Genomic DNA, 21104 nt, shown 5'->3' on the forward strand with positions numbered 1-21104 from the left:
AATAATAGCGAAGCCACTATGAATTACCCTCATCCGATCATCGCGCGCGAAGGCTGGCCGTTCATCGCCATTGCGGCCGTCGTGACGCTCTTGATCCATGCGGTCGCAGGCTTCGGATACGCCTGGCCGTTCTGGCTCATCACGATCTTCGTCGTTCAGTTCTTCCGCGATCCGCCGCGCCCGATCCCCACCCAGGCCAATGCCGTGCTGTGCCCGGCCGACGGTCGCATCGTTGCGGTCGAAACCGCGCACGATCCGTATGCCAACCGTGAAGCGCTGAAGATCAGCGTGTTCATGAACGTTTTCAACGTGCACTCGCAGCGCTCGCCGGTGGACGGCGCCGTCGCCAAGGTCGAGTACTTCCCGGGCGCGTACCTGAACGCCGCCATCGACAAGGCGTCGACCGAGAACGAACGCAACGCCGTCGTGCTGACGATGGCGGACGGCACGACCGTCACCTCGGTCCAGATCGCCGGTCTGATCGCGCGCCGCATTCTCTGCTACGTGCGCGCAGGCGAGCCGCTCTCGCGCGGCCAGCGCTACGGCTTTATCCGCTTCGGCTCGCGCGTCGACGTGTATCTGCCGGTGGGCAGCCGTCCGCGCGTGTCGATCGGCGAGAAGGTGTCTGCCTCGTCGACGATCCTCGCTGAACTGCCGACCCAATCGGCATAAGGAGGGTAGCGATGGCCGGACTCAAACCGCGTCGACCCCGTAATCCCGGCGGCGCACCGCTGCCGCGCCCGTTCCGCCGCAACAAGGCGGTGCAGGAATCCGTGGGGCCGGCGGCGGGTCGCCGCGCCGCGCGCCAGGAATTCCTGAAGAAGCGCGGCATCTATCTGCTGCCCAATGCGTTCACGACGGCCGCGCTGTTCTGCGGCTTCTTTGCGGTCGTGCAGGCCATGAATGTGCGCTTCGAAGTGGCGGCCATCGCCATCTTCGTGGCCATGGTGCTCGACGGCATGGACGGGCGTGTGGCGCGCATGACGCATTCGCAGAGCGCATTCGGCGAGCAGTTCGACAGTCTGTCGGACATGGTCTCGTTCGGCGTGGCGCCGGCGCTCGTGATGTACGAGTGGGTGCTCAAGGATCTCGGGCGCTGGGGCTGGCTTGCGGCCTTCGTCTACTGCTCGGGCGCGGCGCTGCGTCTTGCGCGCTTCAATACCAACATCGGTTCGGTGGACAAGCGTTTCTTCCAGGGCCTGCCCAGCCCGGCTGCGGCCGCGCTGATCGCCGGTTTCGTGTGGCTCGCCACCGACAACCGCGTGCCGGTGAAGCTGTCCTGGCTGCCGTGGGTCGCCTTCGTGCTGACGATCTACGCGGGCGTGACGATGGTGTCGAACGCGCCGTTCTACAGCGGCAAGGCGCTCGACGTGCGGCATCGCGTGCCGTTCGCGGCCACGCTGCTGGTGGTGGTGGCGTTCGTGCTGGTGTCGTCCGATCCGCCGCTGATGCTGTTCGGCCTGTTTGTGCTGTACGGCCTGTCGGGCTATGTGTTCTGGGGCTGGCAGTCGCTGCGCGGGCGTCATAACCCGGCGCGCTCGTCGCCTCGGGAGCGCTAGGGCGCATCGATTGATGTCATCCAAAGGGCTGCGCACTCGCGCGGCCCTTTTTGTTTTGGCGGCACACATCACGGTCGCGCCCGGATTGCGCTATCGCCCGAATCCGGCTATAGTCGGCTGATGGACAGCATCCAGTTCCCCTTCTTCTCCCTTCAAGCCGGCGCGCCCCTACGCACGCTAGCGCTAGCGCGCCTGCCGCGCTGATCTCGCTCGCCCTCCGTAAGCCTCGTTCATTGTCAGCGTCGCCATCGGTGGCGCGAACACCCAAAATCCGTTTTTAGACACTGAACAAGTCCCCCCGGAGACCCAAAATGGCAGCAGACAAGCTCATCATTTTCGATACGACGTTGCGTGACGGCGAGCAGTCGCCTGGTGCGTCGATGACGAAGGAAGAGAAGATCCGCATCGCGAAGCAGCTCGAGCGGATGAAGGTCGACATCATCGAAGCCGGCTTCGCGGCCAGCTCGAACGGCGACTTTGACGCGATCCACACGATCGCAGGCCTGGTGAAGGACAGCACGATCTGTTCGCTCGCCCGCGCCAACGACAAGGACATCCAGCGCGCCGCCGACGCGCTCAAGCCCGCCGACCACTTCCGCATTCACACCTTCATCGCCACGTCGCCGCTGCACATGGAGAAGAAGCTGCGCATGTCGCCGGAGCAGGTGCTGGAGCAGGCGAAGCTCGCCGTGCGTTTCGCGCGCAAGTTCACCAACGACGTGGAATTCTCGCCGGAAGACGGCAGCCGCTCGGACATGGACTTCCTGTGCCGCGTGCTCGAAGCGGTCATCGCAGAAGGGGCGACCACGATCAATATCGCCGATACGGTCGGCTACGGCGTGCCGGAACTCTACGGCAACCTCGTGAAGACGCTGCGCGAGCGCATTCCGAATTCCGACAAGGCCGTGTTCTCGGTGCACTGCCATAACGACCTCGGCATGGCCGTGGCGAACTCGCTGGCCGGTGTGCAGATCGGCGGTGCGCGTCAGGTCGAGTGCACGATCAACGGTCTGGGCGAGCGCGCGGGCAATACCTCGCTCGAAGAAATCGTCATGGCGGTGAAGACCCGCAAGGACTACTTCGGCCTCGATCTCGGCATCGATACGTCGCAGATCGTGCCGGCTTCGAAGCTCGTCTCGCAGATCACCGGTTTCGTGGTGCAGCCGAACAAGGCAGTCGTGGGCGCAAACGCGTTCGCGCACGCTTCGGGCATCCACCAGGACGGCGTGCTCAAGGCGCGCGACACCTACGAAATCATGCGCGCGGAAGATGTGGGCTGGACCGCGAACAAGATCGTGCTCGGCAAGCTTTCGGGCCGCAATGCGTTCAAGCAGCGTCTGCAGGAACTCGGCATCGCGCTCGACAGCGAAGCCGAACTCAACAGCGCGTTCGCACGCTTCAAGGAACTGGCCGATCGCAAGTCCGAAATCTTCGACGAAGACATCATCGCGATCGTCACCGAAGAATCCGCTGAAGCGCACGAGAAGGAACACTACAAGTTCGTGTCGCTCTCGCAGCGCTCGGAAACCGGCGAGCGTCCGCACGCACGCATCGTGTTCTCGGCCGACGGTTCGGAAGTTACGGGCGAAGCGGCCGGCAACGGTCCGGTCGACGCGACCTTCAACGCGATCGAAACCGAAGTGGGCAGCGGTTCGGAACTGCTGCTGTACTCGGTGAACGCGATCACGACCGGTACGCAGGCGCAGGGCGAAGTGACGGTGCGTCTGTCGAAGGCCGGCCGTATCGTCAACGGCGTGGGCACCGATCCGGATATCGTCGCGGCTTCGGCGAAGGCGTATATCTCGGCGCTCAACAAGCTGCATTCGGATAACGACAAGCTCAATCCGCAGCGTTCGTAAGCGCTGCGGCATTCGCGCTGCCGATAAAAAACCCCCGTACTCGCGAGAGTGCGGGGGTTTTGTCTTTCAGGCGGGCTGGGGGCGGCCTGCTGTCCGCCTGGTGTCGCGGCGCTTAGAAGCGGCTGCGCACATCCGGGTCGTGCAGCGGGTCGGGCGTTTTCTGCGTGAGACGCAGGATGCCCTGATCGTCGAAGTAGAAGCTGTAGAGCATGTACCAGACGTTGTCTTCCAGATAGCGATAGGTCCACGCTTCCTTTTTCATCAGCGGGAAGTAGGCGGTTTCCTCGGGGCGGCCGAAGTTGGTGAGCACGTCGGTGCGCGTCCACTTGCCGATTTCGGCCTTGTAGAACTCGTTGGGCTGCAGCACCTGGCGCACGTTGACGACCTTGCCGCTGCCGTCGATGTCGGCGGCCACCGTGGTTTCGCCCATCGGCTGGGTTGGCCACATCAGGCGCTTGCCGCCGTCGGGCAGATCGTAGACCTCTTGCGGCTGGCCGAAGCGCGCGACCACGGCCTGGGCGTCGTCGCCGGCGTGGAACTGTTGCCAGGGCTGCGCGCAGCCGGCAAGCATCAGTGCGCCAAGTCCGGCGACGAGCGCGCGGCGCGAATTCGCCAGCGGCAGATGGGCGAGGCCAGCGGCCAGCGCAAAGGAAAGGCGGTTGAGCATGAAGTCTCCCGGGCGCGCGCGTCACGCATGATCGGACGCGGCGCGATTTCGAGCGGGTTGAAACCCGCAGTCGAAACCAGTTATGGAACCGTTATTCTGACACGCCGCGATTTCGCAGGGAGGGCCGATGGGCGCTTTCGGGCTTGCGGCGGCGCGTACGGACGTCCTATGATCCGCGCTTCGTCTGAGGCAGACACAGCAAACGAGGAATGAGCGCATGAAGGCACCGATTCTGGCCCAATTTACGCGTGCCGCGGCCACGCTCGCAGCGGCGGGCGTGCTTGCGCTGGCCGCTTCGGCGGCGCAGGCAGCCGACGCGCCCACGGGCAAGCCGATCCAGCTCGCGCTGATCGAAGGCATGTCGGGGCCTTTCGCCGATGCGGGCGCCGCCGTCGAGCGCAATCTGCGCTTTGGCGTGGAGCGCGTGAACGCGGCGGGCGGCGTGGCGCTGGCCGACGGGCGTCATCCGCTCGAACTGGTCGTGCTCGATAGCAAGGGCAGCACCGAAGCCGCGCTGATGCAGCTACGCGCGGCGCAGGATCGGCATATTGGCTTTGTCATGCAGGGCAATAGCTCGGCGGTGGCAGCGGCGCTGCTCTCGGCGATCGACCGTCAGAACGCGCGCGAGCCCGATAACCGCGAACTGTTCCTCAACTATTCCGCCGACGATCCCGCGCTCACCAACGCCAACTGCAGCTTCTGGCACTTCCGCTTCGACGCCCACGCGGGCATGCGCATGGACGCGCTCGCCGATGTGATCGCCGCCGATAAATCGGTGAAGAAGGTCTATCTGCTCAACCAGGACTACAGCTTCGGCCACGACGTCAGCACGCTTGCGCGCGCCGCGCTGGGCAAGCAGCGCCCGGACATCGCCGTGGTGGGCGACGAGTTTCATCCGATCGGCCGCGTGAAGGATTTCGCGCCGTATATCGCCAAGATTCGCGCGTCGGGCGCCGATGCCGTCATCACCGGCAACTGGGGCAACGACCTGACGCTGCTCGTGAAAGCGGCGCGCGAACAGGGGCTCGATACGCGCTTCTATACGTTCTATGGCAACAGCCTGGGCGCGCCTGCTGCGCTTGGCGACGCGGGCGTCAAGCGCGTGATCGCCGTGGCCGACTGGCACCCGAATGCGGGCGGCGCGGCCTCCGACGCGTGGTATCAGGCGTTCCGCGCGCGCTATCCGGCGGCGCAGGACGACTATCCGGTGCTGCGCATGGAGATGCTGGTCGAAATGCTCGCGCAGGCCATGCGCAAGGCCGGTTCGGCTCAACCCGAGGCGGTGGCGAAGGCGCTGGAAGGCATGCGTTTCGACAACGGCTTCCACCCGATGTGGATGCGCGCCGACGATCATCAGATGATCCAGCCCCTTTACGTCATGCAGATGGACAGACAGGGCACGTCCGGCGTGCGTTACGACAACGAGGGCTCGGGCTACGGCTTCCGCACGGTGCTGGCGCTGCCTGCCGGGCGCACCGTGCCTGCCACGACCTGCAGGATGACGCGTCCATAAGGTGTGCCGTAGTTTGCCGCCAAAGCCAGGCGCCTCGCGGCCCGATGTGGCTGTGCTACAATGCCGGACTCGCCATATTTCGTGGCGGGTGAACTGATCAAGAATCGATCGAGAATCAAGCACGGCACGGCCTTTCTTCCGTGACCGCTCGTTTGTTTTAAAGGAAAAGCAAAATGTCCGTAGCAGATATCAAGAAGTCCGACATCGTCGCGCAATTCGCGCGCGGCACCGGTGACACGGGTTCCCCCGAAGTTCAGGTTGCACTCCTGACGTCGCGTATCAACGAACTGACCGGCCACTTCAAGTCGCACGCGAAGGACCACCACAGCCGCCGCGGTCTGCTGCGCATGGTGAGCCGCCGCCGTAAGCTGCTCGACTACCTGAAGGGCAAGGACGCTGACCGTTACCGCGCACTGATCGAAAAGCTGGGTCTGCGCAAGTAACCGGAAGGGTCTTCCAGAAAGATGCCTGTGTCAGTTCCACTGATACAGGCATTTTGTTTTTGAACGGTACGCTTCTCGCGATGCGTGCCGGGTAGGGCAGGACATGTAGTACAGGGCAGTACACCGTCGTAGCTGGCAGCACAACAGCAGCAGGACCGGGCCACGGGGCAGAGTTTTGTGTCATTCCATCGCATCGTGCGGCGCGACAGTGCGCCGCAGCGTTTGTGTCGCAGCGCGATGCGCTGGAATGGCATAACACTCCTCTGACCTGCGCGGTGCCGGAATCTGTCTTGCCGCGTCGTCCGCGTGTGCGGGCGTCGCATAACAAATGAGTAAGGAGTGAGTGACCATGACCATGTTCAATAAAGTCGTGAAGGAATTCAAATGGGGCCAGCACAATGTGCGCCTCGAAACCGGTGAAATCGCCCGTCAGGCGAGCGGTGCCGTCATCGTCGACGTCGAAGACACCGTCGTGCTCGCGACCGTCGTCGGCGCCAAGACCGCCAAGCCGGGCCAGGACTTCTTCCCGCTCACCGTCGATTACCTCGAAAAGACCTATTCGGCCGGCAAGATCCCGGGTGGCTTCTTCCGTCGCGAAGGCCGTCCGTCGGAAGGCGAAACGCTGATTTCGCGCCTGATCGACCGTCCGCTGCGCCCGCTGTTCCCGGAAGGCTTCTACAACGAAGTCCAGGTCGTGATCCACGTCCTGTCGATCAACCCGGAAGTCCCGGCTGACATCCCCGCGCTGATCGGCGCGTCGGCTGCGCTGGCGATCTCGGGTCTGCCGTTCAACGGCCCGGTCGGCGCCGCACGCGTCGCCTACATCAACAACGAATTCGTCCTGAACCCGACGCGTTCGCAAAGCAAGCAGTCGAGCCTCGACCTCGTGGTCGCCGGTACGGAACGTGCCGTGCTGATGGTCGAATCGGAAGCCGACCAACTGCCGGAAGACGTGATGCTCGGCGCAGTCGTGTTCGGTCACGAGCAGATGCAAACGGCAATCGACGCGATCCATGAACTGGTTCGCGAAGGCGGCAAGCCCGAGTGGGACTGGCAGCCGGCGCCGAAGGACGAAGCGCTGATCGCCCGTATCACCGACATCGCCTACGACAACCTGCTCGCCGCGTACCAACTGCGCGACAAGCAGCAGCGTTCGGCCAAGCTGAAGGAAGTCTACGCAGCAACGTCGGCGAAGCTCGAAGAGGAAGCGGCTGCGGCCGGCACGACGGCAGCCGACAAGGCAACCGTCGGCAACGTGATGTTCGACCTCGAAGCGAAGATCGTCCGTTCGCAGATCCTGAACGGCGAGCCGCGTATCGACGGCCGCGACACGCGCACGGTGCGCCCGATCGAAATCCGCACGGGCGTCCTGCCGCGTACGCACGGTTCGGCACTGTTCACGCGTGGCGAAACGCAGGCGCTGGTTGTCGCCACGCTCGGCACCAAGGGCGATGAGCAGATCATCGACGCGCTCGAAGGCGAGTACCGCGACCGCTTCATGCTCCACTACAACATGCCTCCGTTCGCGACCGGCGAAACGGGCCGTGTTGGTTCGCCCAAGCGCCGCGAAGTCGGCCACGGCCGTCTGGCCAAGCGCGCGCTGGTCGCGTGCCTGCCGAGCGCTGAAGAATTCGGCTACTCGATCCGCGTCGTCTCGGAAATCACCGAGTCGAACGGTTCGTCGTCGATGGCTTCGGTCTGCGGCGGCTGCCTCGCACTGATGGACGCCGGCGTGCCGATGAAGGCGCACGTCGCGGGTATCGCGATGGGCCTGATCCTCGAAGGCAACAAGTTTGCCGTGCTGACCGACATCCTGGGCGACGAAGATCACCTCGGCGACATGGACTTCAAGGTTGCAGGTACGGAAGCTGGCGTGACCGCGCTGCAGATGGACATCAAGATCCAGGGCATCACCAAGGAAATCATGCAGGTCGCGCTCGCGCAAGCGCACGAAGCACGTCTGCACATCCTCGGCAAGATGACTTCGGCGGTGTCGGGCGTGAACACGGAGCTGTCGGCTTACGCTCCGCGCATGATCACCATCAAGATCAACCCGGAAAAGATCCGCGACGTGATCGGCAAGGGCGGTTCGGTGATCCGTGCCCTGACGGAAGAAACCGGCACGACCATCGACATCTCGGACGACGGCGTGGTGACCATCGCTTCGACGTCGAGCGAAGGCATGGCCGAAGCGAAGAAGCGCATCGAGAACATCACGGCTGAAGTCGAAGTCGGTCAGATCTACGAAGGCGCGGTCCTGAAGCTGCTGGACTTCGGCGCGATCGTGAACCTGCTGCCGGGCAAGGATGGTCTGCTGCACATTTCCGAGATCGCCAACGAGCGCATCAAGGACATCAACGACTACCTGAAGGAAGGCCAGATCGTTAAGGTCAAGGTCATCCAGACGGACGAGAAGGGTCGTGTGCGCCTGTCGGCCAAGGCTCTGCTGAACGACGGCAACGCGCCGCAAGGCGAACCGCAGCAGTAAGGCGGCTAGCTGAAACGGCCGGCAGCGCGATAAGCGCGCCGGCCGTTTTTTTATGACAATGTCAGGTGGGATTGCCGTGCGTGCCGCGTCGCGGGCGCAGCGCCATCCATACCCTGGGAGACGCGAAAATGTTGGCAGTCGAGATAACCGAATTCGGTGCGCCGGACGTGCTCAAGCTGACCGAGCGCCCGACGCCCGAGCCGAAAGCCGGTGAAGTGCTGATCAAGGTGAGCGCATCGGGCGTGAATCGTCCGGACGTGTTCCAGCGCAAGGGTTCGTATGCGCCGCCGCCGGGCATTTCCGATCTGCCGGGCCTCGAGGTCGCAGGCGAGATCGTCGGCGGCAGCATCGACGAAAAGAACAATCCGTTTGGCCTGAAGGTGGGCGATCGCGTGTGTGCGCTGATCGCGGGCGGCGGCTATGCCGAATACGCGGTTGCGCCGCTCGGCCAGTGTCTGCCGGTGCCGAAGGGCTTGACCGATCTCGAAGCGGCGTCGTTGCCGGAAACCTTCTTCACGGTCTGGAGCAACGTGTTCCAGCGCGCTCAACTGGGCAAGGGCGAGGGCGGCGAGAACGAAACGCTGCTGGTGCAGGGCGGATCGAGCGGTATCGGCGTGACGGCGATCCAGATTGCGCATGCGCTGGGGTTTCGCGTGTTCGCAACGGCGGGTTCGGACGACAAGTGCCGCGCCTGCGAAGCGCTCGGCGCGGAGCGTGCGATCAACTATCGCAGCGAAGATTTCGTCGAAGTCGTGAAGGCGCTCACCCACGACCGCGGCGTGGACGTGATTCTCGACATGGTGGCGGGCGGCTATGTGGCGCGCGAACTGTCGGCGCTGGCCACGGGCGGGCGCATCGTGCTGATCGCCACGCTCGGCGGTTCGAAGGGCGAGATCAACATGGGTGAAATCCTGCGCCGCCGTCTGACGATCACGGGTTCGACCCTGCGCGCGCGCTCCGTGGAGTTCAAGGCGCAGATTGCCGCCGATCTCAAGGCGCAGGTCTGGCCGCTGCTCGAAGAGGGGCGGATCAAACCGGTGGTCTACAAGGTGTTCCCGGCTTCGCAGGCCGCCGAGGCCCATGCGCTGATGGAAAGCAGCGAGCACGTCGGCAAGATCATGCTCGACTGGAGCAAGGTGGCGTAATCGCTGCCGCCGGGCCATTCACGCTTGATTTTCCTGGTTTTTTCGACGCAAATTTTTCGTGCGTGACGTAGCGGGCGGTTTGACCCGCTTCGATTACACACAGTAAAATGATGTGTTTTGCGTCCGCTTTTAACAGCAACCGAAACAATGACGAAACAACGATCGAAGCTCGTAGTCGGTAACTGGAAGATGCATGGCCGCTTGGCGGCCAATGCGGCATTGCTCGAAGGCGTGGCACAAGGCGCTCAGGCGCTGGCTGCCGACGTGCGTGTCGGCGTGTGCGTGCCGTTTCCCTATCTCGCGCAGGCGCAGGCGCTGCTCGGCGGCAGCCGGGTGGTGTGGGGCGCGCAGGATATCTCCGCGCACGAGCAGGGCGCCTACACGGGCGAAGTCGCAGCAGGCATGGTTGCCGATTTCGAGGCAGGTTTCGCGATCGTGGGTCACTCGGAGCGTCGCGCGTATCACGGCGAAAGCTCGGAGCTCGTCGCGGTGAAGACGCAGCGTGCGCTGGCGGCCGGCCTCACGCCGATCGTCTGCGTGGGCGAAACGCTGGAGCAGCGCGAAAGCGGCGCGACCGAGCAGGTGGTCGGTGCGCAACTCGACGCCGTGCTGGCCGTGTTGTCGGTTGAGGAAGCGGCGCGCATCGTCGTCGCTTACGAGCCGGTGTGGGCCATCGGCACGGGCAAGAGCGCGACGTCGGAGCAGGCGCAGCAGGTGCACGCATTCCTGCGCGCGCGCCTCGCGGCGAAGGGCGCGAATGTCGCCGATGTCGCCCTGCTGTACGGCGGCAGCGTGAAGCCGGAAAATGCGGCCGAACTGTTCCGTCAAGCCGATATCGATGGCGGCCTGATCGGCGGCGCGGCGCTCAAGGCACAAGATTTCCTCGCGATCTGCGCGGCTGCTACGGCAGGCGCGAGCGTCGCGAGCTAAAGGTTCGCGCACGACGCCTCTTGCGAGGGTCGTGCCGTCCACCATGTGCATCCTCGCGAAGAGGGTGCGTTCAACCAGGACTCAGGTGAGTGTGATGCTGTATTTGAAAACGTTGATTATCGTCGTTCAGCTTCTGTCGGCGCTCGGGGTGATCGGCCTCGTATTGCTGCAGCACGGCAAAGGTGCCGACATGGGCGCGGCTTTTGGCAGCGGCGCGTCGGGCAGCCTGTTCGGCGCAAGCGGTTCGGCCAACTTCCTGTCGCGTACCACTGCAATTCTCGCAACGGTATTTTTCGTGTCGACGCTTGCATTAACGTACCTGGGGTCGTATCATGCGAAGCCTTCGGCGGGCGTGCTTGGCGCTTCGGCTCCAGCCCCGGTCGTTGCTTCTGCACCGATCGCAGCGAGTGTTTCCGCAGCGTCTAGTGCAAGCGTTCCGGCAGTTGCAGCTTCGGCTGCTGCAGCCTCGGTTCCCGGCAACGATGTTCCGAAATAAGTTTCAAAAATCTGTTTTTGTGCATTGAACAAACGGCGAGAACAGGTTAGAATTTAAGTCTTGAAGCGATTCGCGGGTTTCAATAAATTGTTGTCCCGGATTGCATGTAGTGCCGACGTGGTGAAATTGGTAGACACGCTATCTTGAGGGGGTAGTGGCGAAAGCTGTGCGAGTTCGAGTCTCGCCGTCGGCACCAATGTATTCGATAAAATGCCAGCCGCTTGCTTCATCAGCTTCGGCTGGCATTTTTGCTTTATACGTCGTGTTTGTTTCGTTCGCAGCGCGAAGTACGTAAAGCGATTCCCGCGGTACGACCAGAAGTTGTCCTGCGGAACCTCAGAACCAACCGATAGAGGATAGCCTTGAACCTCGCTACCTATTACCCCGTCCTGTTGTTCCTTCTCGTAGGTATTGGTCTGGGCGTGGCGCTGGTCAGCATCGGCAAGATCCTCGGTCCCAATCGGCCAAACAGCGAAAAGAATTCACCGTACGAGTGCGGCTTCGAAGCGTTCGAAGACGCGCGCATGAAGTTCGATGTACGGTATTACCTCGTGGCCATTCTCTTCATCATCTTCGATCTCGAAACGGCATTCCTGTTTCCGTGGGGCGTAGCCCTGCGCGATATCGGCTGGCCGGGTTTTCTGTCGATGATGCTGTTTCTGCTCGAATTCCTGCTGGGCTTTGCCTACATCTGGAAGAAAGGCGGTCTGGACTGGGAATGACGGGTTAAATCGCCGGATAGCATGGGCGGCACTGTGGGGACACTGCAGGCCGTCCGCTGGAGTGGAAAGCACATGAGTATCGAAGGGGTCTTGAAGGAAGGGTTTGTCACCACTACGGCTGACAAGCTGATCAACTGGACGCGCACTGGCTCGCTGTGGCCAATGACGTTCGGCCTGGCGTGTTGCGCGGTCGAAATGATGCACGCGGGCGCGGCCCGTTACGACCTCGACCGCTTCGGCGTGGTGTTTCGCCCGAGTCCGCGTCAGTCCGACGTGATGATCGTCGCCGGCACCCTCTGTAACAAGATGGCGCCCGCACTGCGCAAGGTCTACGACCAGATGGCCGAGCCGCGCTGGGTCATCTCGATGGGGTCCTGCGCCAACGGCGGCGGTTACTACCATTACTCGTATTCGGTCGTGCGCGGTTGTGACCGTATCGTGCCGGTCGACGTCTATGTGCCAGGTTGTCCGCCCACCGCGGAAGCCCTGGTCTACGGGGTGATCCAGTTGCAGGCGAAGATTCGCCGCACTAGCACCATCGCCCGTCAATAAAGGCCAACGCCTCCCCCACAATATGGCAAGCAAACTCGAGACCCTGAAAGCGAACCTCGAAGCGGCCCTTGGTGCGCGCGTCGTCAGTCTCACTGAAAAGCTCGGTGAGTTGACCTTGGTCATAAAAGCGGTAGATTACCTGAATGTCGCGACAGAATTGCGCGACAATCCGTCGCTCCGCTTCGAACAGTTGATCGACCTCTGCGGCGTCGACTATCAAACCTATGGCGACGGCGCCTGGGACGGCCCGCGTTTTGCGGCCGTTTCGCAGCTGCTCTCCATCACGAATAACTGGCGCTTGCGTCTGCGCGTGTTCGCGCCGGACGACGAAGTGCCTATCGTCGCTTCTGTCGTGGATATCTGGAATTCGGCCAACTGGTACGAGCGTGAAGCGTTCGACCTGTTCGGCATCGTCTTCGAAGGCCACCCCGACCTGCGCCGCATTCTGACCGACTACGGTTTCATCGGCCATCCGTTCCGCAAGGACTTCCCGGTTTCCGGTTATGTCGAGATGCGATATGACCCGGAGCAGAAGCGGGTAGTCTATCAACCGGTTACGATCGAGCCGCGCGAGATCACGCCGCGTGTGATCCGCGAGGATCGCTACGGTGGTCTGAGGAAACACTAAGAGGGTCGCATGTCAGAGATCAAGAACTACACGCTCAACTTCGGCCCGCAGCACCCGGCAGCGCACGGTGTGCTGCGCCTCGTGCTCGAGCTCGACGGCGAAGTGATCCAGCGCGCCGATCCGCATATCGGCCTGCTGCATCGCGCGACCGAAAAGCTCGCCGAAAGCAAGACCTTCATTCAGTCGGTGCCGTACATGGACCGTCTCGACTACGTGTCGATGATGGTCAACGAGCACGGCTATGTGCTCGCGATCGAAAAGCTGCTCGGCATCGACGTGCCGATCCGCGCGAAGTACATCCGCGTCCTGTTCGACGAAATCACCCGCGTGCTGAACCACCTGATGTGGATCGGCTCGCACGGTCTCGACGTCGGCGCCATGGCCGTGTTCCTGTACGCGTTCCGCGAGCGCGAAGATCTGATGGACGTCTACGAGGCGGTGTCGGGTGCGCGTATGCACGCGGCTTACTACCGTCCGGGCGGCGTCTATCGCGATCTGCCGGACGCCATGCCGCAATACAAGGCGTCGAAAATCCACAACGAGAAAGCACTGGCGAAGATGAACGAAGCGCGCCAGGGCTCGGTGCTGGACTTCATCGACGACTTCTTCACGCGCTTCCCGGGTTGTGTCGACGAGTACGAAACGCTGCTCACCGACAACCGCATCTGGAAGCAGCGTCTCGTGGGTATCGGCGTGGTCACTCCTGAACGCGCCATGCAGCTCGGTCTCACGGGCGCGATGCTGCGCGGTTCGGGCATCGAGTGGGATCTGCGCAAGAAGCAGCCGTACGAAGTCTATGACCAGCTCGACTTCGACATCCCCGTCGGCGTGAACGGCGATTGTTACGACCGCTACCTCGTGCGTATCGAAGAGATGCGCCAGTCCACCCGGATTGCGAAACAGTGCATTGAGTGGCTGCGCAAGAATCCGGGTCCGGTGATGGTCGACAATCACAAGGTTGCGCCGCCGTCGCGCGTGAACATGAAGTCGAACATGGAAGAGCTGATTCACCACTTCAAGCTCTTCACGGAAGGCTTCCATGTACCCGAAGGCGAAGCGTACGCAGCCGTCGAACATCCGAAGGGTGAATTCGGCATCTACCTGGTGTCGGATGGCGCGAACAAGCCGTATCGTCTGAAGATCCGCGCGCCGGGGTATGCCCACCTGTCCGCGCTGGACGAAATGGCGCGCGGTCACATGATTGCCGACGCGGTAACGATTATTGGCACGCAGGACATTGTGTTCGGCGAAATCGACCGCTAAGGCTGCAAACTGCCGGCGCGCCCGCAGGTGCGGTGCGCGCGGCGAAATACCGGGAACGCCACGACTGTCGCAGCGAGCAGGAATGCACAACGCGCGGCAGGTGTTTGTCTGGCGGGAATTGAAACGGTAGGAATTGAAAGAGTCGTGTCTGAAAATGATCTCAGCTGAAGGCCTGAAAGAAATCGATCGCGCGCTGTCGAAGTACCCCGCCGATCAACGACAGTCCGCCGTGATGGCGGCTTTGGCCGTGGCTCAAGAAGAGCATGGCTGGCTGTCCCCCGAACTGATGCAGTTCGTGGCCGACTACATCGGCATGCCGCCGGTGGCAGTCCAGGAAGTCGCCACCTTCTATACGATGTTCGAGACCCGGCCGGTCGGCAAGCACAAGATCACGCTCTGCACGAACCTGCCTTGTCAGCTTGGCCCGGACGGCGGCGCGGAAAGCGCTGCGGAATATCTGAAGCAGAAGCTCGGTATCGACTTCGGCGAAACCACGCCCGACGGCAAGTTCACCTTGAAAGAGGGTGAGTGCATGGGCGCGTGCGGCGACGCACCGGTGATGCTCGTGAACAATCACCGCATGTGCAGCTTCATGAGCCGCGAGAAGATCGACCAGCTGCTCGAGGAGCTTGCGAAATGACTGCATTGCACGATCGACACATCAAACCCCTGATTCTCGCGGGCCTCAACGGCGAGAACTGGCATCTGCAGGACTACGTTGCGCGCGGCGGTTACGCCCAGCTGCGCCGTATCCTCGAAGAAAAGATTCCGCCCGAGCAGGTGATTGCGGACGTCAAGGCCGGCGGTCTGCGCGGCCGTGGCGGCGCGGGCTTCCCGACCGGTCTGAAGTGGAGCTTCATGCCGCGTCAGTTCCCGGGCCAGAAGTATCTCGTCTGCAATTCGGACGAGGGCGAGCCGGGCACGTTCAAGGATCGCGACATCCTGCGCCTGAACCCGCATGCGGTGATCGAAGGCATGGCCATCGGCGCGTACGCGATGGGCATCACCGTGGGCTACAACTACATCCACGGCGAGATCTTCGAGGTGTATCGCCGCTTCGAAGCCGCGCTCGACGAAGCGCGCGCAGCAGGCTTTCTCGGCGACAACATTCTCGGCACGGACTTCACGTTCCAGCTGCACGCGCACCATGGCTATGGCGCGTATGTGTGCGGCGAGGAAACCGCGCTGCTCGAATCGCTCGAAGGCAAGAAGGGCCAGCCGCGTTTCAAGCCGCCTTTCCCGGCGAGCTTCGGCGTGTACGGCAAGCCCACCACGATCAACAACACCGAGACCTTCGCGGCCGTTCCTTTCCTGCTGACCGTCGGTCCGCAGGCGTACATGGAACTCGGCAAGCCGAACAACGGCGGCACCAAGATCTTCTCGATCTCGGGTGACGTGGAGCGTCCGGGCAACTACGAGATTCCGCTCGGCACGCCGTTCGCGGCGCTGATGGAACTCGCCGGCGGCGTGCGCGGCGGCAAGAAGCTCAAGGCCGTGATTCCGGGCGGTTCGTCGGCGCCGGTCATTCCGGGCGAGCTGATGATGCAGACGGACATGGACTATGACTCCATCGCCAAGCAGGGCTCGATGCTCGGCTCGGGTGCGGTCATCGTCATGGACGAAACGCGCTGCATGGTGCGCTCGCTGCTGCGTCTGTCGTACTTCTACTACGAAGAGTCGTGTGGCCAGTGCACGCCTTGCCGCGAAGGCACGGGCTGGCTCTATCGCGTGGTGAACCGTATCGAGCACGGCCAGGGCCGTCAGGAAGACCTGGATCTTCTGAACTCGGTGGCGGGCAACATCATGGGCCGTACGATCTGCGCGCTCGGTGACGCGGCGGCCATGCCGGTGCGCGGCATGCTCAAGCATTACTGGGACGAATTCGAATATCACGTGCACAACAAGCGTTGTCTCGTCGGCGGTCATGCCGGCTCGCACGCAGCCCCGGAAACCGTGGCTGCCTGAATGGGCGAGTAAGGACAGCGCGCGCACGAACCGCGTAGCGGGGAATGCCGCTGTGAAATTGAGCGGTAACAGGTTAGGGACGATTAACCATCATGGTTGAACTTGAAATAGACGGCAAGAAGGTGCAGGTGCCCGAGGGCAGCATGGTGATCCAGGCTGCGCAGCGCGTGGACACGTACATTCCGCACTTCTGCTATCACAAGAAGCTGTCCATCGCGGCCAACTGCCGGATGTGTCTCGTCGATGTCGAGAAGATGCCGAAGGCCGTGCCCGCATGCGCGACGCCGGTGTCGCAGGGCATGGTCGTGCGCACGACGTCGGACAAGGCCGTGCAGGGCCAGCAAGCCGTGATGGAATTCCTGCTGATCAACCACCCGCTCGATTGCCCGATCTGCGATCAGGGCGGCGAGTGCCAGCTGCAGGATCTGGCCGTGGGTTACGGCAAGTCGGCGTCGCGCTTCAGCGAAGAAAAGCGCGTGGTGTTCCACAAGAACGTCGGCCCGCTGATCTCGATGGAAGAGATGTCGCGCTGCATCCACTGCACGCGCTGCGTGCGCTTCGGCGACGAAATCGCCGGCGTGATGGAGTTCGGCATGCTCGGCCGCGGCATGCACTCGGAAATCAGCACCTTCCTCGGCAAGACCGTGGATTCGGAGCTGTCGGGCAACATGATCGACCTGTGCCCGGTGGGCGCGCTGACGAGCAAGCCGTTCCGCTTCTCGGCGCGTACGTGGGAACTGTCGCGCCGCAAGTCGGTGAGCCCGCACGATTCGACCGGTGCGAACCTCGTCGTGCAGGTCAAGAACAACCGCGTGATGCGCGTGCTGCCGTTCGAGAACGAAGCCGTCAACGAGTGCTGGATCTCGGACAAGGATCGCTTCTCGTACGAAGGCCTGAACGCCGAAGACCGCCTCACGCGCCCGATGATCAAGCAGGGCGGCGAGTGGGTCGAGACCGACTGGCAGACCGCGCTGGAGTACGCGGTCAAGGGCATTCGCGGCATCAGCGACGATCATGGCGAGAACATGCTCGCCGCGCTGGTCAGCCCGCATAGCACCATCGAAGAACTGCATCTCGTGAAGCAGCTCGCGGACGCGATCGGCACGCCGAACGTCGACTTCCGCCTGCGCCAGAGCGATTTCGCCGCGCCGCTGGAAGGCGCGCCGTGGCTCGGCACGAAGATCGCCGATCTGTCGTATGCCGATTCCGCATTCATCGTCGGTTCGTTCCTGCGTCGCGACCACGCGCTGTTTGCCGCGCGTCTGCGTCAGGCTGCCAAGGGCGGCGCGCAGGTGTCGTTCCTCAACGCAACCGGCGACGGTTCGCTGATTCCGAACGCACAGCGTATCGTGGCCGCGCCGTCGGCATGGCTCGACGAACTCGCTGCGATTGCCGCTGCCGCCGCTGAAGCGAAGGGCGTCGCGCTGCCGGAAGGCTTCGCAGGCGCGCAAGCCACCGAAACCGCGAAGCAGGTTGCGGCCTCGCTCGCAAGCGGCGAGCGCCGCTTCGTGCTGCTCGGCAACGCTGCGGTCCAGCATCCGGAATTCTCGCGTCTGCACGCCGCCGCCCAGTTCATCGCTGAGACGACGGGCGCCACGCTCGGCTTCCTCACGGAAGCTTCGAACACGGTCGGTGCGCACCTCGTGGGCGCATTGCCGGGCCGCGACGGTCTGAACGCACGCGAAGTGTTCGAGCAGCCGCGCAAGGGTTATCTGCTGTTCAACGTCGAACCGGAGTTCGACACGGCCAACCCGGCTGCTGCGCGCGCTGCGCTCGCACAGGCCGAAATGGTCGCCGTGTTCTCGCCGTTCAAGACCGGTCTGGACTACGCGGACGTGCTACTGCCGATCGCACCGTACACGGAAACGTCGGGCACCTTCGTCAACGCCGAAGGCACCGTGCAGACTTTCAACGGCGTCGTGCGCCCGCTCGGCGATACGCGTCCGGCCTGGAAGGTCCTGCGCGTGCTGGGCACGCTGCTCGGCCTGCCGGGCTTCGAATACGACGCCGCGGAAGAAGTGCGCCGCAAGGCGATCGGCGACGGCAGCTTCGAAGCGCGTCTGTCGAACAAGGCCAGCGCAACGGTCGCTCGCGGTCAAGCTGCGAAGGCAGCGGAAGGCCGCTTCGAGCGTATCGCCGATGTGCCCATCTATCACGCCGATCCGATCGTGCGCCGCGCCGAAGCGCTGCACCTCACGACGGCCGCGCGCGTGGCGAACACGGTCGGCCTGCCGGCTGCGTTGTTCGACCAGCTCGGCCTGAAGGAAGGCGACGCGGTGCGCGTGCGTCAGGGCGAGCTGTCGGTGACGGCACCCGCAACGCGCGATGCGAATCTTGCGCCGACGGCGGTGCGCGTGTCGGCGGCAACGCCGGCCGGCGCGCAGCTCGGCAGCCTGTTCGGTGAACTGCTGGTGGAGAAGGCGTAAATGAGCTTGTTCGATACGATCAATGCAGGCGGCAGCCAGCTGCTCGGTATGGCCTGGCCCACGGTGTGGGCGCTGGTGCGCATTCTCGTCGTCGCGGTGGTGATCCTGCTGTGCGTGGCGTACCTGATCCTCTGGGAGCGCAAGCTGATCGGCTGGATGCACGTGCGTCTGGGCCCGAACCGCGTCGGCCCCGCAGGGCTGTTGCAGCCGATCGCCGACGTGCTGAAGCTGCTGCTCAAGGAAGTGATTCAGCCCGCCCAGGCGAGCCGCTGGGTCTACATGGTCGCGCCGATCATGGTGGTGGTGCCGGCCTTCGCAGTCTGGGCGGTGATTCCGTTCCAGGCAGGCGCGGTGCTCGGCGACATCAACGCGGGTCTGCTCTACGTGATGGCGATCTCGTCGTTCGGCGTCTACGGCGTGATTCTCGCGGGCTGGGCTTCGAACTCGAAGTACGCGTTCCTCGGCGCCATGCGCGCCGCGGCGCAGATGGTTTCGTACGAAATCGCGATGGGCTTTGCGCTCGTCGTGGTGCTGATGGTGTCGGGCAGCCTGAACCTGTCGGACATCGTGCGTCAGCAGATGCAAGGCATGTTCGCGAGCCACGGCATCACGTTCCTCTCGTGGAACTGGCTGCCGCTGCTGCCGATGTTCGTCGTGTACTTCATCTCAGGTCTCGCCGAAACGAACCGCCACCCGTTCGACGTGGTGGAAGGGGAGTCGGAAATCGTCGCGGGTCACATGGTCGATTACTCGGGGATGGGCTTCGCGCTCTTCTTCCTCGCCGAGTACATCAACATGATCGTGATCTCGGCGCTCACCTCGGTGCTGTTCCTCGGTGGCTGGAGCGCGCCGTTCGCGTTCCTCGACTTCATCCCGGGCGTGTTCTGGCTGGTCCTGAAGACTTTCTTCTTCCTGTCCGTGTTCATCTGGGCTCGCGCGACGTTCCCGCGCTTCCGCTATGACCAGATCATGCGTCTTGGCTGGAAAGTGTTCATTCCGGTGTGCGTGGTCTGGCTGATTGTGGTGGGCTTCTGGTATATGTCGCCGCTGAGCATCTGGAAATAAGGGGCGAACGAAATGACCGCTATTCAACAGTTCTTCAAGACGTTCTTCCTGACCGAGCTGCTCAAGGGCCTCGCGCTGACGGGTCGTTACACCTTCAAGCGCAAGTTCACGGTGCAGTTCCCGGAAGAGAAGACCCCGATGTCGCCGCGTTTTCGCGGTTTGCATGCGCTGCGCCGCTATGAAAATGGCGAAGAGCGCTGCATCGCGTGCAAGCTGTGCGAAGCCGTGTGCCCGGCGATGGCTATCACCATCGAATCGGATGTGCGTGCCGACAACACGCGCCGCACGACGCGCTACGACATCGACCTGACCAAGTGCATCTTCTGCGGTTTCTGCGAAGAAAGCTGCCCGGTCGATTCGATCGTCGAAACGCACATTCTCGAGTACCACGGCGAGAAGCGCGGCGATCTGTACTTCACGAAGGAAATGCTGCTGGCCGTGGGCGATCGCTACGAAGCGCAGATCGCGGCAAACAAGGCAGCAGATGCACCGTACCGTTGATCTTCAGTTTGACGCTGCATCGGCCCGCGGTTCGGGCCGGCTGCGGGGCACGCCTGCGCCTGAAAATGCCGCGTTCCTGCATGCCGACCGCCGCGGCGCGACGCTCCCTGGTCTGGCCGCCAGTCTGCGCTGCGCAATCCGCCTTATGATGGCCTCAACGATGAACCAGTAATCATGGAATTCACGACCGTCCTGTTCTACATCTTCGCGCTGTTGCTCACGCTATCAGGGCTGAAGGTGATCACCTCGCGCAATCCCGTCTCGTCGGCGCTCTTCCTCGTGCTCGCGTTCTTCAACGCAGCTGCGGTGTGGATGCTGCTCGAGGCCGAGTTCCTCGCGATCCTGCTGGTGCTCGTCTACGTGGGCGCGGTGATGGTGCTGTTCCTGTTCGTGGTGATGATGCTGGACATCAACATCGACGTGCTGAGCCGCGACTTCAAGCGCTTCATCCCGGTCGCGACCATCGTCGGCGCGATCATGGTGGTCGAAACCGCGCTGATCCTCTGGCACGGCTACGGCGCGACCACCACGCCGGTGGCCGATGGCTCGCTCGCTGCGGTGTCCTCGGGTGCGATGTCGAACACGCATCTGATCGGCAAGATCATCTACACCGATTACATCTTCGCCTTCGAAGTCGCCGGCCTCGTGCTGCTGGTCGCCATCGTCGCGGCTATCGGCCTGACCGTGCGCGAGCCGAAGGACAGCAAGCGCCAGGACGTGTCGAAGCAGGTCGCCGTGCGTGCCAAGGACCGTGTGCGTCTCGTGAAGATGCAGGCGGTGGTCGAAGTGCCGGAAGTGGAAGAGGCCGCGCCGGCCGACGCCGCAGCGGCACCGGCTGCAGCGCCTGGTGCCGCCCCGGCCGCGCCGGCAACGAAGAGCTAA

20 protein-coding genes and 1 tRNA gene are annotated in these 21104 nt (G+C 63.1%); 20 read left to right on the forward strand and 1 reads right to left on the reverse strand.

The features are described 5' to 3' along the window. Window positions 1–18 precede the first annotated feature (18 nt). The 3 genes from U5A67_RS02925 (at window position 19) to U5A67_RS02935 (ending at window position 3418) form a co-directional block, all read left to right on the forward strand. A complete protein-coding gene (locus tag U5A67_RS02925; protein WP_167069875.1) occupies window positions 19–672 on the forward strand; it encodes a phosphatidylserine decarboxylase in 654 nt (217 codons plus the stop codon). 11 nt (window positions 673–683) lie between these two features. Beyond that, window positions 684–1559: a CDP-diacylglycerol--serine O-phosphatidyltransferase gene (gene pssA, locus U5A67_RS02930; RefSeq protein WP_205986204.1), complete on the forward strand. Its 876-nt coding sequence runs from the start codon at window positions 684–686 to the stop codon at window positions 1557–1559. Window positions 1560–1870: 311 nt separating this feature from the next. Then, window positions 1871–3418: a 2-isopropylmalate synthase gene (locus tag U5A67_RS02935; RefSeq protein ID WP_205986205.1), complete on the forward strand. Its 1548-nt coding sequence runs from the start codon at window positions 1871–1873 to the stop codon at window positions 3416–3418. A 112-nt stretch (window positions 3419–3530) separates the two neighbouring features. On the opposite strand, the gene U5A67_RS02940 is transcribed toward U5A67_RS02935, so the two are convergent. Then, on the reverse strand, window positions 3531–4085 hold the full coding sequence (locus tag U5A67_RS02940; protein ID WP_415767661.1) for a hypothetical protein: 555 nt from the start codon (window positions 4083–4085) through the stop codon (window positions 3531–3533). A 217-nt stretch (window positions 4086–4302) separates the two neighbouring features. Between U5A67_RS02940 and U5A67_RS02945 the strand changes: the two genes are divergently transcribed. The 17 genes from U5A67_RS02945 (at window position 4303) to U5A67_RS03025 (ending at window position 21104) form a co-directional block, all read left to right on the forward strand. Further along, a complete protein-coding gene (locus tag U5A67_RS02945) occupies window positions 4303–5598 on the forward strand; it encodes a branched-chain amino acid ABC transporter substrate-binding protein (RefSeq protein WP_321814414.1) in 1296 nt (431 codons plus the stop codon). 173 nt (window positions 5599–5771) lie between these two features. Beyond that, window positions 5772–6041, forward strand: coding sequence for a 30S ribosomal protein S15 (rpsO, locus tag U5A67_RS02950; protein WP_027795476.1), 270 nt, complete (start codon window positions 5772–5774; stop codon window positions 6039–6041). 349 nt (window positions 6042–6390) lie between these two features. Next, on the forward strand, window positions 6391–8529 hold the full coding sequence (pnp, locus tag U5A67_RS02955; RefSeq protein ID WP_205986207.1) for a polyribonucleotide nucleotidyltransferase: 2139 nt from the start codon (window positions 6391–6393) through the stop codon (window positions 8527–8529). Between the two features lie 128 nt (window positions 8530–8657). Beyond that, the gene (locus U5A67_RS02960) at window positions 8658–9674 is read left to right on the forward strand and encodes an NAD(P)H-quinone oxidoreductase (RefSeq protein ID WP_205986208.1); all 1017 of its coding nucleotides are present in this window, start codon (window positions 8658–8660) and stop codon (window positions 9672–9674) included. Window positions 9675–9821: 147 nt separating this feature from the next. After that, window positions 9822–10604, forward strand: coding sequence for a triose-phosphate isomerase (gene tpiA / locus U5A67_RS02965; protein WP_321814415.1), 783 nt, complete (start codon window positions 9822–9824; stop codon window positions 10602–10604). 94 nt (window positions 10605–10698) lie between these two features. Then, window positions 10699–11100, forward strand: coding sequence for a preprotein translocase subunit SecG (secG, locus tag U5A67_RS02970; RefSeq protein WP_205986246.1), 402 nt, complete (start codon window positions 10699–10701; stop codon window positions 11098–11100). A gap of 111 nt (window positions 11101–11211) precedes the next feature. After that, window positions 11212–11296: transfer RNA gene (locus tag U5A67_RS02975), tRNA-Leu, on the forward strand. A gap of 166 nt (window positions 11297–11462) precedes the next feature. Beyond that, entirely contained in the window at window positions 11463–11822 is a 360-nt protein-coding gene (locus U5A67_RS02980) for an NADH-quinone oxidoreductase subunit A (RefSeq protein ID WP_205986210.1), read from the forward strand. A 72-nt stretch (window positions 11823–11894) separates the two neighbouring features. After that, the gene (locus tag U5A67_RS02985) at window positions 11895–12374 is read left to right on the forward strand and encodes a NuoB/complex I 20 kDa subunit family protein (protein ID WP_027819582.1); all 480 of its coding nucleotides are present in this window, start codon (window positions 11895–11897) and stop codon (window positions 12372–12374) included. Window positions 12375–12396: 22 nt separating this feature from the next. Continuing rightward, entirely contained in the window at window positions 12397–13002 is a 606-nt protein-coding gene (locus U5A67_RS02990; protein WP_205986212.1) for an NADH-quinone oxidoreductase subunit C, read from the forward strand. Between the two features lie 9 nt (window positions 13003–13011). Then, the gene (locus tag U5A67_RS02995; RefSeq protein WP_205986213.1) at window positions 13012–14265 is read left to right on the forward strand and encodes an NADH-quinone oxidoreductase subunit D; all 1254 of its coding nucleotides are present in this window, start codon (window positions 13012–13014) and stop codon (window positions 14263–14265) included. Between the two features lie 154 nt (window positions 14266–14419). Next, a complete protein-coding gene (gene nuoE, locus U5A67_RS03000) occupies window positions 14420–14905 on the forward strand; it encodes an NADH-quinone oxidoreductase subunit NuoE (protein WP_205986214.1) in 486 nt (161 codons plus the stop codon). Beyond that, entirely contained in the window at window positions 14902–16230 is a 1329-nt protein-coding gene (gene nuoF / locus U5A67_RS03005; RefSeq protein WP_321814416.1) for an NADH-quinone oxidoreductase subunit NuoF, read from the forward strand. The genes nuoE and nuoF overlap by 4 nt, the downstream gene beginning before the upstream one ends. Window positions 16231–16322: 92 nt before the next feature. Then, window positions 16323–18656: an NADH-quinone oxidoreductase subunit NuoG gene (gene nuoG / locus U5A67_RS03010; protein WP_321814417.1), complete on the forward strand. Its 2334-nt coding sequence runs from the start codon at window positions 16323–16325 to the stop codon at window positions 18654–18656. Continuing rightward, window positions 18657–19721 (forward strand): NADH-quinone oxidoreductase subunit NuoH, encoded by a 1065-nt coding sequence (gene nuoH, locus U5A67_RS03015; protein WP_205986217.1) that lies wholly within the window; start codon window positions 18657–18659, stop codon window positions 19719–19721. It begins immediately after the preceding gene. A gap of 12 nt (window positions 19722–19733) precedes the next feature. Next, the gene (gene nuoI, locus U5A67_RS03020; protein ID WP_144271534.1) at window positions 19734–20222 is read left to right on the forward strand and encodes an NADH-quinone oxidoreductase subunit NuoI; all 489 of its coding nucleotides are present in this window, start codon (window positions 19734–19736) and stop codon (window positions 20220–20222) included. Between the two features lie 174 nt (window positions 20223–20396). After that, window positions 20397–21104, forward strand: coding sequence for an NADH-quinone oxidoreductase subunit J (locus U5A67_RS03025; protein ID WP_205986218.1), 708 nt, complete (start codon window positions 20397–20399; stop codon window positions 21102–21104).

The sequence above is a fragment of the Paraburkholderia sp. J69-1 genome, assembly GCF_905220255.1.
In the GTDB taxonomy this organism is placed as follows: Bacteria; Pseudomonadota; Gammaproteobacteria; order Burkholderiales; family Burkholderiaceae; genus Paraburkholderia.

Coding starts and splice junctions, on each gene's coding strand:
- nuoG (WP_321814417.1), top strand. CDS start 16,323: ATGGTTGAACTTGAAATAGACGGCAAGAAGGTGCAGGTGCCCGAGGGC.
- pssA (WP_205986204.1), top strand. CDS start 684: ATGGCCGGACTCAAACCGCGTCGACCCCGTAATCCCGGCGGCGCACCG.
- U5A67_RS02990 (WP_205986212.1), top strand. CDS start 12,397: ATGGCAAGCAAACTCGAGACCCTGAAAGCGAACCTCGAAGCGGCCCTT.
- U5A67_RS02940 (WP_415767661.1), bottom strand. CDS start 4,085: ATGCTCAACCGCCTTTCCTTTGCGCTGGCCGCTGGCCTCGCCCATCTG.
- U5A67_RS02995 (WP_205986213.1), top strand. CDS start 13,012: ATGTCAGAGATCAAGAACTACACGCTCAACTTCGGCCCGCAGCACCCG.
- nuoH (WP_205986217.1), top strand. CDS start 18,657: ATGAGCTTGTTCGATACGATCAATGCAGGCGGCAGCCAGCTGCTCGGT.
- U5A67_RS02945 (WP_321814414.1), top strand. CDS start 4,303: ATGAAGGCACCGATTCTGGCCCAATTTACGCGTGCCGCGGCCACGCTC.
- U5A67_RS03025 (WP_205986218.1), top strand. CDS start 20,397: ATGGAATTCACGACCGTCCTGTTCTACATCTTCGCGCTGTTGCTCACG.
- pnp (WP_205986207.1), top strand. CDS start 6,391: ATGACCATGTTCAATAAAGTCGTGAAGGAATTCAAATGGGGCCAGCAC.
- secG (WP_205986246.1), top strand. CDS start 10,699: ATGCTGTATTTGAAAACGTTGATTATCGTCGTTCAGCTTCTGTCGGCG.
- nuoF (WP_321814416.1), top strand. CDS start 14,902: ATGACTGCATTGCACGATCGACACATCAAACCCCTGATTCTCGCGGGC.
- nuoE (WP_205986214.1), top strand. CDS start 14,420: ATGATCTCAGCTGAAGGCCTGAAAGAAATCGATCGCGCGCTGTCGAAG.
- U5A67_RS02935 (WP_205986205.1), top strand. CDS start 1,871: ATGGCAGCAGACAAGCTCATCATTTTCGATACGACGTTGCGTGACGGC.
- nuoI (WP_144271534.1), top strand. CDS start 19,734: ATGACCGCTATTCAACAGTTCTTCAAGACGTTCTTCCTGACCGAGCTG.
- U5A67_RS02985 (WP_027819582.1), top strand. CDS start 11,895: ATGAGTATCGAAGGGGTCTTGAAGGAAGGGTTTGTCACCACTACGGCT.
- U5A67_RS02925 (WP_167069875.1), top strand. CDS start 19: ATGAATTACCCTCATCCGATCATCGCGCGCGAAGGCTGGCCGTTCATC.
- U5A67_RS02960 (WP_205986208.1), top strand. CDS start 8,658: ATGTTGGCAGTCGAGATAACCGAATTCGGTGCGCCGGACGTGCTCAAG.
- rpsO (WP_027795476.1), top strand. CDS start 5,772: ATGTCCGTAGCAGATATCAAGAAGTCCGACATCGTCGCGCAATTCGCG.
- tpiA (WP_321814415.1), top strand. CDS start 9,822: ATGACGAAACAACGATCGAAGCTCGTAGTCGGTAACTGGAAGATGCAT.